Below are 16,082 nucleotides of genomic sequence, written 5' to 3' on the forward strand. Positions count from 1 at the left end.
AGCTGCAACCTCACTGAACAGCAAACGGTCTGAGCTCGCTAGATCAACTCGCTCACCGGGAAGCGATCCAGCATTTTTTGGGCTTGACGGGCATTTTCCCGTAACTCTGCCGGCAGATGGGGTACATAAGGGATCTGAGAAAGCAAATCCAGCGTGCGGCGGATCAGGCGCACCAAGTCTCCGGCATCTAGGTTGGTGCTGGCTTCTAGGGTTTCCCAAGGGATCCCTTGCGCCCAATGTTCGACGATCCCAGCCAAGCTGGGCTCAAACCCGATCGGCACATGAAACACCTGGTGTTGCCGTTGGCTGCGGAACAGCTGCCGCCGTAAACCCCGCAATCCGTGCAGCACATCCTCCACCAGCCCCGAGGTGCGCAGCCGGCTGTAGGTACCTGAACGGGGAGCCTCTGAGACCAAGGCAGCCACAACTCCGGCCAAATGATGGGGAGCACAGCCCTGACACTCACCCGAGAGCAGAGCCAGCGCCAGCCAGAGCTCGTTATCCCCCCGCAGCGCGGCCACCACCTCTCCGCTATCGGTAGGTTGATACTCTTGCAGACAGTCGAAATCCTGCAACACCCCCACCAAGGCCATAAATTGCTGCCAGCGCAACTCCTGCACGGAATCGCTTTGCCGCTCCAGGTGCTCGAGGCGCTTGAGCAAGCGCTGGCGTTTTTCTCGCAAACCCAGCAACTTTTTCCCCACTTGGTGAGCGGGGTTCTCTCGGATTTGAGCTTCTAGGGCGCGAATTTTTTCCTCTTGGGCTTGGATGTGGGGAAAAGCCAACAGACGCAAGGTGGGATCCGGCTCAGCTTCCCGTTGTTTGAGCAAGTAGCGCAAAATGCGTCGTTCTTCCCGCCGTTGCGCCTGCATCTTCTCATAGCGGGCGATATCTTCGTCGGCAATGCCTCCCAAGAGACGGTCGATCTCCTCCAGCTCGGCGCGCGTGTGCAGGATCTCCTGTTGTTCGGGCAACTTTTGCAACGAGAGCAAATACTGGCCGAAGCTTCGGTTGATCAGATCCCGTGCTGCTTCCAAAGAGTGCTTTTGCAGCAGGTTCAGCACCATGCCATAGGTGGGGGTAAACTGGCTCACCAAGGGATCCGCTCCAGAGGTGGCCAGCCGCGCAGCTTCTTGGGCCCCCTCAAACGGGGATTGCACCGTCACCACATGGCCGATGATGTCCTTGCCCCGCCGTCCGGCTCGGCCCGACATTTGCATAAACTCAGAAGCGGTCAAGAGGCGGTGGCCGTTGTCGGTGCGCTTGGAAAGGGAAGAGATCACCGTGGTTCGCGCAGGCATGTTGATCCCGGCGGCCAAAGTCTCGGTGGCGAAGACCAGCTTCACCAATCCCTGCTGAAACAGATGCTCCACCAGCCCCTTCCAGGCAGGCAACATACCGGCATGGTGAGCGGCAATGCCCCGGTAAAGGGCATCCAACTGATCTCGGCGGACAGCTTCGGGCGTTTCTCGACAAAAGCGGTCGATCTGCTCAGCCAACTGCTGCCGCTCTTCCTCGCTGGCTACCAAGTCCAGATCCCTTACGCTGGCCACGGCCATGTCGCAGCCTTTGCGACTGAAGATGAAATAGATGGCCGGCAGCATGTCCCGCTGGCGCAAGTTTTCCAACACCTGCGCTATGTCCGGCACTCCTGCCCAGGAAGGCTCGTGGGAGTTGGGCCGTTTGCTTTTCAAGCGGCGGTTGCGAACCCACTGCCCCGACTCGGTTTGCTCCAGCAGGGGGAACAGCCCTTTGCGATTGGCAAAGTGAAACTGCAGCGGCACCGGGCGGTGGTTGGAGTCGATCAGATGGGTGGGGCCATGCACCTGGTTCATCCAATCGGTGAGCTGGTCGCTGTTGGCCAAGGTGGCAGAAAGGGCAATGAGCTGGATCGTGGGGGGGCAGTAGATGATCGCTTCTTCCCAGACGGTGCCCCGCTGCTGGTCGTTCATGTAATGGCATTCGTCCAAGATCACCGCCTGCACATCCCGCAAGGGATCCACCTCGCCCTCTGAGAATTCTGTGCCGTCATCGCGTTCGCCGTAGGCATACCTTTGCACTGCCAAGGATATCGGTGTGCCGTAGAGCATGTTGCGGAAGATCTCGGTGGTCATCACCAAGACCGGTGCATCCCGGTTGATGGAAATGTCGCCGGTGAGCAGGCCAACCCGTTCCGGGCCAAATTGCTGGCCAAAATCCCGGAACTTTTGGTTGGAGAGGGCCTTCAGGGGCGTTGTATAGAAAACCCGCTTGCCCTGGGATAAGGCTCGATAGATCGCATATTCTCCAATCAGGGTCTTGCCGGATCCCGTGGGAGCACAAACCACCACCGATTCCCCAGCAGCCAGAACCTGAATGGCTCGGATCTGAAAGTCGTCCAGCTCAAAGGGGAAAAGCTGCCGCAACTCGTCCAGCAAATCGGTTGCCGGGGGGAGAAGCGCACTCATGGGATCCAAATCAACATTGGGAAACCCGGAAACCCGCCCAATTCACTGCTTCCTGTGGGTTGTACCTTCTAGGATACAAGCTTTCTTGGGGCGTCGACTGCTCCCCTGCAAAAAGCGCCAGTTACTCTGCTTCTTTGGATCAAGAACAGCAGCTCAAGCAAGTGCTAAAATGGGGTGCCGTTGCCGGATGCTATCGTGCTGGTCGTCATCGACAACTACGACAGCTTTACCTACAACTTGGTGCAGTACCTGGGGGAGTTGGGAGCTCAGCTTCAGGTTTTTCGCAATGACCAGCTCTCCGTTGACGACCTGCGCCGAATGCAGCCGCAAGCTGTAGTTATCTCTCCTGGGCCAGGGCGGCCAGAAGATGCTGGGATCTCGCTGGAGTTGATTCGGGAGCTGGGGCCAGAGCTGCCGATTTTGGGGGTTTGTCTGGGGCACCAGTGCATTGGCCAGGTCTATGGTGGTCAGATCGTGCGCGCACCTGAGCTGATGCATGGCAAAACCTCGCTCATTTACCATCGAGGGGTGGGGGTGTTTGAGGGGTTGAGCCAGCCTTTCACGGCCACCCGCTACCACAGCTTGGTGATCGAGCCTTCTACGTGTCCTGACGAGCTGGAGGTGACGGCTCAAACAGGCGATGGGATCATCATGGGGGTACGCCACCGCCGCTATCCCCACGTTCAGGGTGTGCAGTTCCACCCGGAGAGCATCTTGACTGCAGAGGGCAAGCGCTTGTTGAGCAACTTCCTGCGCAGCGCCAAAGCCTCAACTGCTGCTCAGCCCAATGCTTCGCAAGTATCCCAGGAATCTGTTGCCGTTGTTACATCAGGGATCCCCACTCCATGAAGCGTCGCCAGCTTCTGCAAGCCAGCGCTGGGCTGCTGGGATCGATGGCCGTGAACCTGGCCAGAGGGCGCAAAGCGGGCGCTCAGACAGCTCCGGCACAAGGTTCGGAAACGCCAACAACCCCAGGGTCTATAGAGTTCACTCCCGGCTCCAGCTCGCAGGGGCTGCAACTGACTTGGCTGCACCACAGTTGTGTTTTGTTCGAGGGGGAGGGCCGACGGTTTCTGGTCAACCCGTTTCGGCCGGCGGGCTGTACGGCTGGCTATCCTGCCCCACGAGTTGCTGCCGATCTGGTGTTGCTCAGCAGCCGCTTGTTGGATGAAGGGGCTTTGGATGTGGTGCCCGGCAACCCCAAGGTGCTGTTTCAGCCGGGAGACTATCTGATTGACGGGATCCGGGTGCAAGGAGTACGCATGCCCCGTGGCCCTCGCTTTGGCGTAAACGTGGGTTGGCGCTGGCGCATGGCTGGGATCGACATTGTCCATTTGGGAGGGGCGCTACAGCCAATTACGCGGGAGCAGTCCATCCTGCTTGCTCGTCCCGACCTGTTGCTGGTGCCAGTGGGGGGTGGGCCGAAAAATTACGATCCTGCCGGGGCCAAGGCGGCCATTGAGGCGCTGCAGCCCAAGCTGGTCATCCCCACCATGTATCGCACGGCCGCCGCCGAGGAATCCCAATGCGAGCTGCTGCCGCTGCAGGAGTTTTTGCGTCTCTTCCCCGCTGCTGCCCCGCAACCTGCCCTCAGCAACCCGTTGCTGCTCTCGGCCCAGGCTCTGCCCAGGCAGGGGCTCGCCATCCTTTTCTTTGAGGAATAGGGCTATGCGAGGTCAGGTCCTAAAAATCGCTGTCGGACTGGGATCCCTGCTAGTGGGGGGTCTGGGATTCTATGGATACTCCCTACCAGAAGATCCACAAGCCTTGGCCCAAGCCAACCCGCTGCGGCTGCAACTGGCTCTCTGGCTGGGGAAAGACGCCAACGCCGTCGATGAGCGGGGCAAGACAGCCCTGTTTTTCGTGGAGAGCGGCCTCAACGCCCGTCTTTTGCTGGCAGCGGGGGCGGATCCCAATCAACTAGACCATGGGGGAGCTAGCCCACTGCACCAAGCGGCTCGCCTGGGCAACCCTGAGGTTACGAAAGCCCTGCTCCAGGGAGGGGCCGAGGTGAACGCTCGTTTTGGCGCCGGTGGCCTTCCCCTGCATTTTGCCGCTTGGTCCGGCAACCCCGAGGTCGTTCGGCTGCTGCTGGAACATGGCTCCGAGATCGACGAGCCGGACGGCTACGGCCTCACGCCCCTGCGCATCGCCCAGGATCTGCGCCGCTGGGAAGCTGCAACCCTGTTGTCCCGCTGGCCCCGCTCCGCCTCAACCGACGGGCATACAGATTGATTCCCCTTCTCTACCACCCCAGCACCCAGGCGAAGATCAAAGGCGCCACGATGGTGGCATCCGACTCGATGACAAATTTGGGGGTGTCGATCCCCAATTTGCCCCAGGTGATCTTCTCATTGGGCACTGCCCCCGAGTAGGAACCGTAGCTGGTGGTGGAGTCGCTGATCTGGCAGAAATAGCCCCACAGGGGTACGCCCTGGCGACCCAGATCTTGATGGAGCATGGGCACCACACAAATGGGGAAATCCCCGGCTATGCCGCCGCCAATTTGAAAGAAGCCAATGGAGCACTCCGCCGAGGTGTGCGTGTACCAGTCCGCCAGGTGGATCATGTACTCGATCCCTGTGCGGACGGTATGCACATTGCGGATCTCACCCGTGATGCAGTGGGCGGCATACATGTTGCCGGTGGTGGAGTCTTCCCATCCCGGCACATAGATGGGCAAGTTGGCCTCCATAGCGGCGTAAACCCAAGAATCCCGGGGATTAATTTGGTAGTAGGGCTCCAGCCGGCCGCTGCGCAGGATGCGGTAGATAAACTCGTGCGGGAAGTAGTGTTCCCCGGCCTGGTCGGCAGCCATCCACTCTTCCAAGAGGGCTTTTTCTAGGCGCCGCATCGCCTCCTCTTCGGGAATGCAGGTATCGGTTACCCGGTTCAGGTGCCGCTCCAGCAGCTCCTGCTCCTGCTGCGGGCTAAGATCGCGGTAGTGGGGCACCCGCTCGTAGAACTCATGGGCGATGAGGTTGAAGATGTCCTCTTCCAGGTTGGCGCCGGTGCAGGAGATGGCGTGCACCTTGTTCTGCCGGATCATTTCCGCTAGGGAAAGGCCCAGCTCTGCTGTGCTCATGGCACCGGCCAAGGTCACCATCATCTTGCCGCCCTTTTCCAGGTGAGCACAATAACCTTTGGCTGCATCCAGCAGCGCGGCTGCGTTGAAGTGGCGAAAATGATGTTGGATAAATTGGCTGACGGGGCTGTTGGTCACGATTTTTCCGGTCACTCTGACCTGGTGAAGCACGATTTTCTAGTCTATCAACTTTAGGGGCGCTGACAAGCTTTGCTTGGGGATACCTTTATCGGTATTGGCAACCATTCCCCTGCAGGTCGGCTGGAGCAGGTTGCGTTGCGAAGCCGGGATCCCATACCGGTTCTCACCCGGCCTTGGCTGAGACAAAGGGATCGCCTGCCCATGTCAGAATGGTGGCGAATCACCGCCCTATATCCGTTCACGCTATCTGTTCACGTTGGGTTCATGCCTCCTGTCAGCACTGTCGAGCCAGCCGAGCCCATTGCCGAAGTCCAATCTCCTGAGCTGGCTTCTTCTCCTGCCGAGCCATTGCCTGGCGCTGTGGACATGTCAGTGCCAACAACGACCGGGATCTCTATGGGATCCCTGCAGCGCTGGTGGGCGCGATGGAAGCAAAAACTGCGGTTGGAAACTCAGTTGCTCTTTGTGGCAACGCTGGTGGTCTCATTGGTGGTGAGCAGTTTTACCTTCTGGGCCGTCAGCACTGTGCAGCAGGATGCCCGCTTCAACGAGGCCCGCTTTGGCCGAGATCTGGGGCTGCTCTTGGCCGCCAATGTCGCCCCCCTGATTGCGGAAGATCGCATTGGCGAAGTTGCCCAACTGTCCCGCCAGTACTTTGAGAGCACCAGCAGCATCCGCTATTTGCTCTACGCCGATCCCGAAGGAAACATCTACTACGGGATCCCGTTTTCCAACCAAGAGGTGAAAACCTCCCTCAGCCTCACCCGTCGCATGCAACTGCCGGACAATCGCCCCCCTGCTGAGGGCCAACCGCTGGTGCGCACCCACCTCACTCCTGCCGGGCGGGTGACGGATATTTTTGTCGGCATCTACCATCAGGGCCGCTTTTTGGGCACCCTCGGCCTGGGGATCAATCCCAATCCTGCCCTGGTGCGCTCCACCCAGCTGGCGCGGGAGGTCTCGATTGGGGTGTTTTTGGCGGTGTGGGTCTTGGCCATCCTGGGAGCGGTGGTCAATGCCCTCACCATCACCTATCCCATCAAAGAGCTGGTCAAAGGTGTCCAGGAGATCACCAAAGGTAACTTCAAGCAGCGCATCGACCTGCCCTTCGGGGGAGAGCTGGCCCAGCTCATCGACAGCTTTAACGAGATGGCGGAGCGGCTGCAAAGCTACGAAGAGCAAAACATCGAGGAACTGGCTGCCGCCAAAGCCAAGTTGGAGACCTTGGTCTTCTCCATCGTCGATGCTGCCATTTTGCTGGATGCCGAGTTGCGGGTGCTGCTGCTCAACCCTGCCGCCTCCCGCATGTTTGGCTGGGGAGGGGATCCCGTTTTGGGCAAACCCCTGCCGGAGCTGTTGCCGGAGGATCTGCAGCAGCAACTGGCCCGCCCCCTGATGCAAATTGCCCGCGGGGATCAAGAGGCAGAGGAAGTTCGCGTCAACCTCACCGGCCCCACCAAGCGTGTTATCCGCATCCTGCTTTCGCCGGTGTCGGATCCGCGGCGGCAAAATCTCAAGGGGATCGTGATGACGGTGCAGGACATCACCCGCGAGGTGGAGCTCAACGAAGCCAAGGCTCAATTCATCAGCAACATCAGCCACGAGCTGCGCACCCCCCTCTTCAGCATCAAGTCTTTTATCGAGACCCTCTACGAGTACGGCGAGCAGATGTCCTCGGCGGAGCGGCAGGATTATCTGGAAATTGCCAACCGCGAAACCGACCGCCTCACCCGCCTGGTCAACGATGTTTTGGATTTGTCTCGTCTGGAATCGGGCAAGCAGTACCACTTTGAAGGTGTCGACATCGCGGCAGTGATCGAGCAGACTTTGCGCACCCACCAACTGCAGGCCCGCGACAAAGGGATCCAGCTGCGCAAGTTCGTCGATCCGGATCTGCCGCTGGTCTGGGGCAACTACGATCTGCTGCTGCAGGTGATGACCAATCTCCTGGGCAATGCCCTCAAGTTCACCCCCTCAGGGGGCCTGGTGACGGTACATGCCCACCTGGTGGTTCAGGCGGATGGATCCCCGCAGGCAGTGCGGGTGGCGGTGGCCGATACGGGCATTGGCATTGCCCCAGAAGATCAGGAGCGGATTTTCGACCGCTTTTTCCGTGTCGAGAACCGGGTCCACACCCTAGAGGGCACCGGCCTGGGGTTGGCCATCGTGCGCAACATCCTGGAGAAACATCGAACCCGCATCTGCCTGGAGAGCAAGCTAGAACAGGGATCCACCTTCTGGTTCGACCTGCACCTGTACACTGAAGAGGGACCGCTGGAGTTCGAGGTTCAGCCAGCCGAGACGGATCCCCCCAGTTGCGCTTGGCGGGAGCATGCCTCTAACCCCCAAAACCCTGAACTTTGCTGAATTTACTGAGCTTTAGGCGGTTTGGCAAAAGTCATTGAGAGGGATATAGTAGACCAAGTTTCCCCCTGATCCTTGAGTCCACCGCAACGGTTGCCGGGAAGTGAAGGGGGAAAGCGCTCGGGGGGTATTCCTCAGGGCTTTGCGGGATACCGCCTTCCTGTTTGGACTCCGTCCCGCTGACGCGAACAGAGATAGGCAGGATGCGATCGCTTCTTTCCTGAACCATGTTCAGGAGAGTTCAGCGTGAATGTATCAGCACTCCCATCAACGCTGAGGATATGAAGGGCATACCGGCCATTTTTTGGGGGTTGGGCCTCAGTTTCGCATTTTTGTGCCACACTGGTGACCTCTACCACCACACAGGGGGGCTGGGCAACCCGCTGTTGGCCACCGGCGAAAACGTCACTTCTCTGCTGCTGGCGGTGGTGGCGGTGCTGGCCCCTTGGCTGGCAGTGCTGCTGATGGGTTTGCTGGTGTACTGGCTGGGCAAACGGGCGTTGAAACTGGGGTTCCGCAGCAGAAATGCCGCTCCCAAGTCTCAGGGATCCCCGCCGACGGCTGTTCTACACTGGAGAAGGTTTTAACTGGATGGTTTTGCCATGCCGCCTCGCTGGCCCCGGAAGCCCTCCCGTCGGGATCCCGAATTTCGCAAGCTGGATGATCGCTATACCTATGCCGCCCACCTGTCTGTTTTCCTCTGTAGCGGGTCTGGGCTGGTGTTTTTTCAGCAACTGTACCGCGCGGATTGGCCGTGGCTGGTGCCCCTGTTGGGCTGGTGGGCTTTGGGGCTAGGGATCCACAGCTTCTGGATCTTTTTTGTGGCCCGCTACCCTGTCGATGCTGGCTTGATAGAGTTCACTCCCAACGGCGATGCGCACGAGAATCCAACAGCCGCCGAGACGGATCCCTCCAGAGCCAGCTAGGACTTAGAGAGGGGATGATCCCCTTGCTCCTGTTCTCAGCCAGGGGAGGTAGAAGCTCCACCTGGTCGCCGCTGCCGCTGCAGCAGCAGGGGGGAGAGGTCGCTCTCGTCGTAAATATCGCCCACCAGCTCCTCCAAAATGTCCTCCAGCGTGATGAGGCCGGTGGTGCCGCCAAACTCATCCACCACAATCCCCAGGTGTTGGCGAGAGCGCAGCATTTCCTTGAGCAACAAGCTGACCCGCTTGGTGTCCGGCACAAAAAAAGGCGGTGCCATCGCCTGGGTCACTTCGGCATTGCCTTTTTGATCGAGATAGCGCAAGGCTTGCTTGAGGTGGATAATGCCGACGATCTCGTCCTTGGATTCTCCCTGCACGGGGATGCGCGAGTAGCCCGTTTCCAAACAGAGCTTCACCACATCCTGCAGTGTTTTGTCGTGGGAGATGGTCTCCATTTTAACTCTGGGCTTGGCCACGTCCCGCGCCTGCAGCAAGTCCAAAGCCAAGGCCCCACGGAACAGCCGCCGTTTTTGCCAATCCAGCAGCCCCCGCTGCCCCAACACATCGATCAGCAGCTCCAAATCCTTGAGAGAAGCGGTGGCCGTCAGGGGGGAGAATTCCAATAGATTGAAGAGCCTGCTGACAACCCACTCAAAAGCGTCGCTAAAAGGGCGCAGCAGCACCGATAGGACATGAACAGGCCGCACCACCCAGCGGAACACCCCTAGCGGATGGCTCACCGCCAAGGACTTTGGGGCTACTTCTCCAAAGAGGAGCACCACAATTGTGGTGGGCACGGTGGCGGCCAAAGCTCCAATCTGGGTTCCCAACAGTTCAATAGAGAGGGTTGTGGCCAGAGCAGCAATGCCGATGTTGACAAAGTTGTTCACCAGCAACAGGGTGGTGATCAGCCGCGAGCGCTGTTGTTGGGCCAGTCGATACAAGCCCTGTGGATCCCCTTGTTCTTCGATCAGAGATTCCAGGCGCAGGTTGTCCATGGCCGTGATGGCGGTTTCGGCCCCAGAGCAAGCTCCTGAGAGGAGCAGCAAAAAGGCCAAGAGGAAGACATTAACCATAGCGCTCCGTTACGGGATATGGGTGGCGTCGAAGGACTAAACCCAAGCTGCTCAAGCCAGTCAGCTCCTCGAAGATCTTATTCATCCCGTTGATTTGTTCTTGATTGAGTTAAGGCTACTGATCGAAATGGGCGGAGCCGGATCGCTCCAAAAGTTGCCGGTACAACATGACAATCTTGTCTTGCACCTCGGATTGGCTCAGGTGATCTGTGTCGATCAAGATGGCATCGGGGGCAGGCCGCAAAGGAGAAATCAGCCGTTCGCTGTCGCGGCGATCCCGCTGCTCGATTTGCGCTTTCAATTCTTCGAGAGGCACCATTTGCCCTTGGGCTTGGAGTTGGTGTTGCCGACGCTGCGCCCGCTCCCCGACAGAAGCAGTCAAAAAGACCTTCAACTCTGCATCAGGAAAGACGTGGGTGCCGATATCCCGCCCCTCCAAGACAGCACCGCCATCCCGGCCAATGCTGCGTTGCCGCTTCACCAGCTCCTGGCGTACTCCCGGCACTGCCGCCACGTGAGAGACCCAGCGGGTCACTTCCGGAGAGCGAATGGCCTGGGTAATTTCTTCGCCATCGGCCCAGATGCGGGTCGGCTCTGTCGAAGAGGTGCCACTTTGCAGGGTGAGCTGGGTTTGGGCGGCCAGTTGGGTGAGTTGCTCGGCATCGTCCAAAGGGATCCCCCGTTGCAGTGCCAGCCAGGTGATGGCTCGATACATGGCCCCCGTGTCCAAGTACAAAAGCTGCAGCTGGGCGGCTACTGCCCGCGCCACGGTGGATTTTCCGGCTCCAGCCGGGCCGTCGATGGCAATCAGCGGGCGACGTGGGGGAGAGGTCGTGCCGGAAGAGGGCGGTGCCGCATGCTGGGCTCTCTCCGGCGAGGGATCCCCTTGCTCCGGGGAAAGGAGCAGGTTGTCGATCAGGCGAGTCTGCCCCACATAGGCAGCAATGGCCAGCAGGCCCTTGTCTTCCACCCGCGGCAGCGGCTGTAGCGTTTGGGGATCCACCAATTCCAGGTACTGCAGTTGCAGCTCTGGGGTATGCTCCAGCTCAGCACGGGCGGCGGCAAGGATCCCTTCTGCTGAGGGATCCCCGGCCCGCCAATGGTCATATCCTCGACGCAAGGCCCGGTATAGCCCGGCGGCCACCTGTCGTTCAGCAGCAGAAAGGTAGCGGTTGCGGGAGCTACAGGCGAGGCCATCGGCTTCTCGCACCGTGGGGCAGGGAACAATCGTGGTGGGTATTTGCAGATCCCGAACCAAACGCTGAATGATCGCCAGTTGCTGGGCGTCTTTTTGGCCGAAGTAGGCCCGCTGCGGCTGCACCAGGTTCAGCAGTTGCAGCACAATGGTGGCTACACCGCGAAAGTGGCCAGGTCGGTGGGGGGCGCAGAGGGTCTGCAGAAGGGATTCGGGGGGCATGACCCAGGTGCGGTCGCTTCCGGTTGCGGGGTCAGCTCCCATCTCTTGCGGGTCAGGGGCAAAGACCACATCCACACCTGCTGCCTCGCACAAGGCCCGATCCCCCTCCTCGTCGCGGGGATAGCGATCCCAGTCTTCGTTGGGGCCAAATTGCAGCGGATTGACGAAAATGCTGACCACCGTGTGGTCACACTCTTGCCGGCAGCGGCGGATTAGGCTGAGATGGCCCTCATGCAGGGATCCCATCGTGGGCACCAAGCCAACTGTGGATCCCCGCCAATTGGCTATCTGCTCCCGCAAAGCAGCGACTGTGCGCAGCCAGTGCATTGCCATGCCACCTCAATCTCTCTCTCCCCTATGGGTTTTCTCCAACCCCCCCAAAGGCTGCTCCTACAGGCCGATCTTGTTGCTGCGTTGATACTGCCTGTAGGCTGCCACGAATAAGCCCGCCAAGGTGACCACCACCATGCCCAAGACGATCCCCAACAAAATCGGCTCGATCACAACACAGACCTCCCAGTTCAAACCTAGATCATGATAAGCCAAGCCCAAACCTATCCTCACCGTTCCTTGCCAAGGAAATCGAGGGGGGATCCCCTAATAAAATGCAGGGGATCCGCGAAGCCGTTGAGATGGCATACCCATAGCCCATGAAGTCAATTGTCTTGTCCGGGGATGGCGGAGACTTGAAGGAGTGCCTGTCCAAACTGGAAGAGCAACTGCGCCCTTTGGCAGACAAGGCCGTTCCCCTGCTGGTGGCAGACTCCGATCCGGTGCAGGTGTGGGCGGCAGTTTTGACCTGCCAACGCTTGGGGATCCCGCTGTTCCTGGGTAATCCCCACTGGGGAGAACGGGAATGGGGACAGGCTTTGGCGGATATGGGATCCGGCTGGTGCTGGCGCCAGGGCCGACTGGAAGGGGATCCCGCCCCCTTGAATCCGCGCCTGCGGGATTTGCGGGAAGCTGTGCCCAGCTCCCATTGGCCGCTGATCGGCATCCCCACGGGTGGCTCTGGCGGCCAAGTGAAATGGGCCCTGCACTCTTGGCTGACCCTCAGTGCCTCGGCCAAAGCCCACCAACAGCACTTTGCCGTTGGGCCTGTACACAGCTATTGCCTTCTGCCCTTGTACCACGTCAGCGGCTTGATGCAGGCAGTCCGCTCCTGGCTGAGCGGTGGGCAGTGGGTTGTCTGGGATTGGAAACGGCAACAGCAGGCCGAGTCTTGGGATCCCCCTTTGCCGGGGAGCTTTCTATCGCTGGTGCCCACTCAGTTGCAACGGCTGTTGCTCAGCGCCCATCCGGGAGTTTTGGAGAGCCTGCGCCAATTTCGGGCCATTTTGGTCGGCGGTGGCCCCACCTGGCCCAGCTTGCGGCAACAGGCCCGGCAACTTCACCTTCCCCTTGCCCTCACCTACGGTATGACCGAGACCGCCTCCCAGGTGTGTACGTTACTGCCAGAAGCCTTTTGGCAAGGGAGCGACAGTCTGGGTCGGCCTCTGCCCCACGCCACGCTCCAGATCCGCAGCGAAAAAGGGGATCCCCTGCCCAGCCATGCTGTGGGCTACATTCACATTCAGGCAGAGTCGCTGGCACTGGGCTACTACCCGCACCTAAGTGCTACGCACCGCTTACGCGAAGGGCAACAGCAAGGCTTTACCCCCGGCGATTTGGGCTATCTAGACCGACAGGGATCCCTCTATTGGTTAGGTCGAGCCGATGACCTAATCCTAACCGGCGGGGAAAAGGTGATGGCTGCAGAAGTGGAAGGGGAGATCCGAGCCAGCGGCTGGGTGGAAGATGTGTGCGTGTTGGGCCTACCGGATGCCGAATGGGGGCAGCAGGTGGTGGCGGTGGTCGTCCCCAAAACAGGGATCCCGGCAATCCCCAAAGAGCTGGAAATGCACCTGAAGCAACACCTAAGCCGCCAACTGAGTCCCTTCAAGCACCCCAAGCACTGGCTGTGGTGTACGGGGATCCCGCGCAACCCTCAGGGCAAAGTCAACCGCCAACAACTCCGGCAGTGGGCAGCTCAGACGTTGGGGATCCCAACGCAGGCAAGTTAGCGGGATCCCTCCCGAATGCCCAGACGGGCTAAATCTCGCTTGATTTCAAAGGCCAATTCTCGGTTGTGCGGCTCCGTGGCCAAAGCTTTTCTCAAGTAGGCTTCCGCCTGCTGATAGCGCCCCTCGTAGATCAAATGGTTGCCGAAGCGCTGGTAGGCCAACGCCAAGATGTGGATGGCCTCGCTGGAGTTGGGAAACCGTTTCAGCAGCGCCTCTGCCTGGGCCACCGCCGTGGGCAACTTCCGCTCCCGCCAGGCTGCCTTGACGCGGGCAATCCCCTCCTTGAGCCCTTCCGGATTGGGCTGCTCTGCCGATGAGGGGCCTATGCTGCGAATGACCACCCGCCTTTCGCCGGCAGCAGGAGAGCTGGGTGGAGATTGACGTTGTGCAGATTGACGTTGTGCAGATTGACGTTGTGCATCGTAGCGCCGCCGCTGCTCAGGGTCGCTCAGCACTTGGTAGGCTTGGTGGATTTGTTGGAAACGCTCTCGGGATCCCTCCCCTGCCACATCAGGGTGAAACTGCCGCGCCAACCGTCGAAACGCCTGTTTAATCTCTTCAATGTCCGCTGCAGGAGATAGGTTCAGGATCGCGTAGTAATCCATAAACAGTGGCGAAGTCAAGGGATCGGGAAAAGACCTGGCCAAAAACCAGCTCTAGTCTATCGCTGCGGCCCCGGCTTGACCAAGGGATCCCACCAAGCGCTTGGTTCTCCCGCTTCCCTCAGCAGCAGGGATCCAGTGTTAGACTTTGCCCAAGTTGTTTGGAGCCTCCATTCCGGCCTATCGAGGATCCCTTCCTGTTGCCCAACTTCATTGCAACTTGGCTTTTCTATTTCTATCTGTTATGAGTGAAGCACTTCATCAAGCTCTTGCCAATCGAGATCTAAAACAATTATTGGCCCATTTGCAGCGGGGGGAAGATGTAAATGCTGTCGATGCTCAGGGAATGACCTTGCTTCATAAAGCGACACTCCTTGGCCATCTGGGACTGCTGGACTTGCTCTTAGTATATGGCGCCTCCCCCAATGCCTTAGATCCCACAGGTGCTACCCCTCTCCATTTGGCTGCTGACGTCGGCCAGGTCAAGCTGGTGGAGCGTCTTTTGAGGGCAGGCAGCGATATCGATCTCCCAGATAACCGTGGCTATACCCCTCTCCAGCGGGCTGCTTTAACCGATCAGGCGGAGGTAATCGGTCTGCTCATCCAGAAGGGAGCCAACACTGGTCGTGTTCTCCACTGGGCCACAGCCACCGGTCGAAAAAGCATTCTGGCCCGCCTACTATCCAAGGGAGCGCCGGTGGATGCCACTGACGAAACAGGCCGAACCCCTCTGCATGAAGCCGCCACCCGAGGGGATTTGGGCATCGCTCGCTTTCTGCTCTTGTACGGGGCCAATGCCAATGCGCGCAACCGATTCGGGGCGACACCGATGCACTGGGCTGCTTGGGAAGGACACATCGAAATCCTGGAGCTTTTGCTGGAAAATGGAGCCGAACTAAACCCTCGCAATGAAGATGGGCATACCCCCTTAGCCTATGCACAAAAACGCCAACACAGGCTGGCTGCTCAATGGTTACAAGATCGAGGAGCAACTCTTTAGCTTAGTATCAAGTTTGGCATAGAGAGTAAAACAAAAGTTAATGAAAATGCTGCTATTTCAAGTCATAGGGTATTTGGTCTTCCTCCCTTCTCATGAGATGGGGTTTGAGAGTGAGGGTAACCCCTACAGAAAAAAGGAGAGAGGCTGTTAGGCTTTCCTCCCTCCAGTCTCTTCGTCGCGGTTAGCGTTAACGCCAGCTAGATTCTAACTGATTCTTCCACCTGATTCAACTTTTTTCTAGAGTTTCTCTTGAGCCCAACATAAATTTTTGAACGACAAAACAAGACATAGGACAGACAGTTTGTCCCAAAAGGTTGGTCTTTTTCCTTAGCTTCTGACAAGTTTGCAAAGGAAACTAGAGCAGCAATCTTTGTATTCGGTCTTGTCTTCCGGTTCCCGAAGCCAGATTGCCCCCTTCCAAAGCCATAACCCTCAGCCGCTGTTGCTCCTTTACACTGCCACCTCCACAGATTGACATGAGCAAGCAAAAAATCTCTCTATCAACTGATTCTGACTCTCATTAGCACAGAACCTTGCTTAGCCTTGGAGAGGAGAAAAAGGGATCCCTGCTGACGCAGATGGCCAGCTCTGCCAGCACAGGATCCCTGCCGCATCCAAGACAAGAGAGGAAGACTGATGGATATGACTCCACCACTCAACTGAGTAACAGCATAGCTTTATTGAGATTAAATTGCAATACCTAGCCAACGTAAGAGGAAATGTTCTTGACAAAACTGCTTCAAGTAGTCGTTTCAAGTTAGGGTGAGACGCTTGGGCTACTGAGGAGAGCCTTCTGATTCCCTGTATTCAAGGCTTTAGGTATGGGTGCAGTGTCCCAGTTTGAATCGAAATGGCCACAAGCAGAGTACCTGGGCTAAAGGGTAATTGGCCAAGATTTGCAGTTTCAGCCCTCTTGAGAGGATAGGTCGCGGAGTTGTGGGCACAGCACAGGTTCAAGGGGGGG

General features: G+C 58.6%; 14 protein-coding genes. 8 read left to right on the forward strand and 6 right to left on the reverse strand.

Annotated elements, in window-relative coordinates:
* Positions 1 to 38: 38 nt before the first annotated feature.
* On the reverse strand, positions 39 to 2,447 hold the full coding sequence (locus ACVWXE_RS03355) for a DEAD/DEAH box helicase (RefSeq protein ID WP_457489580.1): 2,409 nt from the start codon (positions 2,445 to 2,447) through the stop codon (positions 39 to 41).
* A 195-nt stretch (positions 2,448 to 2,642) separates the two neighbouring features.
* On the opposite strand from ACVWXE_RS03355, the gene ACVWXE_RS03360 reads away from it, so the two are divergent.
* The 3 genes from ACVWXE_RS03360 to ACVWXE_RS03370 are packed head-to-tail and all read left to right on the forward strand — an operon-like array spanning position 2,643 to position 4,682.
* The gene (locus tag ACVWXE_RS03360) at positions 2,643 to 3,296 is read left to right on the forward strand and encodes an anthranilate synthase component II (protein ID WP_457473937.1); all 654 of its coding nucleotides are present in this window, start codon (positions 2,643 to 2,645) and stop codon (positions 3,294 to 3,296) included.
* Positions 3,293 to 4,111: an MBL fold metallo-hydrolase gene (locus tag ACVWXE_RS03365; RefSeq protein ID WP_414331279.1), complete on the forward strand. Its 819-nt coding sequence runs from the start codon at positions 3,293 to 3,295 to the stop codon at positions 4,109 to 4,111. Before ACVWXE_RS03360 ends, ACVWXE_RS03365 begins: the two co-directional genes overlap by 4 nt.
* A 4-nt stretch (positions 4,112 to 4,115) precedes the next feature.
* A complete protein-coding gene (locus ACVWXE_RS03370) occupies positions 4,116 to 4,682 on the forward strand; it encodes an ankyrin repeat domain-containing protein (RefSeq protein WP_011433982.1) in 567 nt (188 codons plus the stop codon).
* Between the two features lie 10 nt (positions 4,683 to 4,692).
* On the opposite strand, the gene ACVWXE_RS03375 is transcribed toward ACVWXE_RS03370, so the two are convergent.
* Positions 4,693 to 5,670: a deoxyhypusine synthase family protein gene (locus tag ACVWXE_RS03375; protein ID WP_457403060.1), complete on the reverse strand. Its 978-nt coding sequence runs from the start codon at positions 5,668 to 5,670 to the stop codon at positions 4,693 to 4,695.
* A gap of 369 nt (positions 5,671 to 6,039) precedes the next feature.
* On the opposite strand from ACVWXE_RS03375, the gene ACVWXE_RS03380 reads away from it, so the two are divergent.
* The 3 genes from ACVWXE_RS03380 (at position 6,040) to ACVWXE_RS03390 (ending at position 8,963) form a co-directional block, all read left to right on the forward strand.
* Positions 6,040 to 8,040, forward strand: coding sequence for a HAMP domain-containing sensor histidine kinase (locus tag ACVWXE_RS03380; RefSeq protein WP_457489591.1), 2,001 nt, complete (start codon positions 6,040 to 6,042; stop codon positions 8,038 to 8,040).
* Between the two features lie 224 nt (positions 8,041 to 8,264).
* On the forward strand, positions 8,265 to 8,624 hold the full coding sequence (locus tag ACVWXE_RS03385) for a DUF4126 family protein (protein WP_457443076.1): 360 nt from the start codon (positions 8,265 to 8,267) through the stop codon (positions 8,622 to 8,624).
* A gap of 15 nt (positions 8,625 to 8,639) precedes the next feature.
* Positions 8,640 to 8,963: a hypothetical protein gene (locus ACVWXE_RS03390; RefSeq protein ID WP_414424685.1), complete on the forward strand. Its 324-nt coding sequence runs from the start codon at positions 8,640 to 8,642 to the stop codon at positions 8,961 to 8,963.
* Positions 8,964 to 8,998: 35 nt separating this feature from the next.
* On the opposite strand, the gene ACVWXE_RS03395 is transcribed toward ACVWXE_RS03390, so the two are convergent.
* From ACVWXE_RS03395 to petG, 3 genes are all read right to left on the reverse strand, one after another.
* On the reverse strand, positions 8,999 to 10,036 hold the full coding sequence (locus ACVWXE_RS03395) for a hemolysin family protein (protein WP_414424684.1): 1,038 nt from the start codon (positions 10,034 to 10,036) through the stop codon (positions 8,999 to 9,001).
* A 115-nt stretch (positions 10,037 to 10,151) separates the two neighbouring features.
* The gene (locus ACVWXE_RS03400) at positions 10,152 to 11,780 is read right to left on the reverse strand and encodes a bifunctional pantoate--beta-alanine ligase/(d)CMP kinase (RefSeq protein ID WP_457489592.1); all 1,629 of its coding nucleotides are present in this window, start codon (positions 11,778 to 11,780) and stop codon (positions 10,152 to 10,154) included.
* Positions 11,781 to 11,843: 63 nt separating this feature from the next.
* Entirely contained in the window at positions 11,844 to 11,957 is a 114-nt protein-coding gene (petG, locus tag ACVWXE_RS03405; RefSeq protein ID WP_011433989.1) for a cytochrome b6-f complex subunit V, read from the reverse strand.
* Between the two features lie 146 nt (positions 11,958 to 12,103).
* On the opposite strand from petG, the gene ACVWXE_RS03410 reads away from it, so the two are divergent.
* Positions 12,104 to 13,516 (forward strand): 2-succinylbenzoate--CoA ligase, encoded by a 1,413-nt coding sequence (locus ACVWXE_RS03410; protein ID WP_457489581.1) that lies wholly within the window; start codon positions 12,104 to 12,106, stop codon positions 13,514 to 13,516.
* On the opposite strand, the gene ACVWXE_RS03415 is transcribed toward ACVWXE_RS03410, so the two are convergent.
* Entirely contained in the window at positions 13,513 to 14,163 is a 651-nt protein-coding gene (locus ACVWXE_RS03415) for a DnaJ domain-containing protein (RefSeq protein WP_457489582.1), read from the reverse strand. The two genes, ACVWXE_RS03410 and ACVWXE_RS03415, sit on opposite strands and share 4 nt — an antisense overlap.
* 199 nt (positions 14,164 to 14,362) lie before the next feature.
* Between ACVWXE_RS03415 and ACVWXE_RS03420 the strand changes: the two genes are divergently transcribed.
* Positions 14,363 to 15,118: an ankyrin repeat domain-containing protein gene (locus ACVWXE_RS03420; protein WP_457489583.1), complete on the forward strand. Its 756-nt coding sequence runs from the start codon at positions 14,363 to 14,365 to the stop codon at positions 15,116 to 15,118.
* Positions 15,119 to 16,082: the final 964 nt, after the last annotated feature.

It is taken from the genome of Thermostichus sp. MS-CIW-41, from assembly GCF_054058915.1.

Excerpts from the sequence above, each read along its gene's own strand:
- ACVWXE_RS03355 (WP_457489580.1), bottom strand. The coding sequence starts at position 2,447 with ATGAGTGCGCTTCTCCCCCCGGCAACCGATTTGCTGGACGAGTTGCGG.
- ACVWXE_RS03365 (WP_414331279.1), top strand. The coding sequence starts at position 3,293 with ATGAAGCGTCGCCAGCTTCTGCAAGCCAGCGCTGGGCTGCTGGGATCG.
- ACVWXE_RS03370 (WP_011433982.1), top strand. The coding sequence starts at position 4,116 with ATGCGAGGTCAGGTCCTAAAAATCGCTGTCGGACTGGGATCCCTGCTA.
- ACVWXE_RS03380 (WP_457489591.1), top strand. The coding sequence starts at position 6,040 with ATGTCAGTGCCAACAACGACCGGGATCTCTATGGGATCCCTGCAGCGC.
- ACVWXE_RS03385 (WP_457443076.1), top strand. The coding sequence starts at position 8,265 with ATGTTCAGGAGAGTTCAGCGTGAATGTATCAGCACTCCCATCAACGCT.
- ACVWXE_RS03390 (WP_414424685.1), top strand. The coding sequence starts at position 8,640 with ATGCCGCCTCGCTGGCCCCGGAAGCCCTCCCGTCGGGATCCCGAATTT.
- ACVWXE_RS03395 (WP_414424684.1), bottom strand. The coding sequence starts at position 10,036 with ATGGTTAATGTCTTCCTCTTGGCCTTTTTGCTGCTCCTCTCAGGAGCT.
- ACVWXE_RS03400 (WP_457489592.1), bottom strand. The coding sequence starts at position 11,780 with ATGCACTGGCTGCGCACAGTCGCTGCTTTGCGGGAGCAGATAGCCAAT.
- ACVWXE_RS03410 (WP_457489581.1), top strand. The coding sequence starts at position 12,104 with ATGAAGTCAATTGTCTTGTCCGGGGATGGCGGAGACTTGAAGGAGTGC.
- ACVWXE_RS03420 (WP_457489583.1), top strand. The coding sequence starts at position 14,363 with ATGAGTGAAGCACTTCATCAAGCTCTTGCCAATCGAGATCTAAAACAA.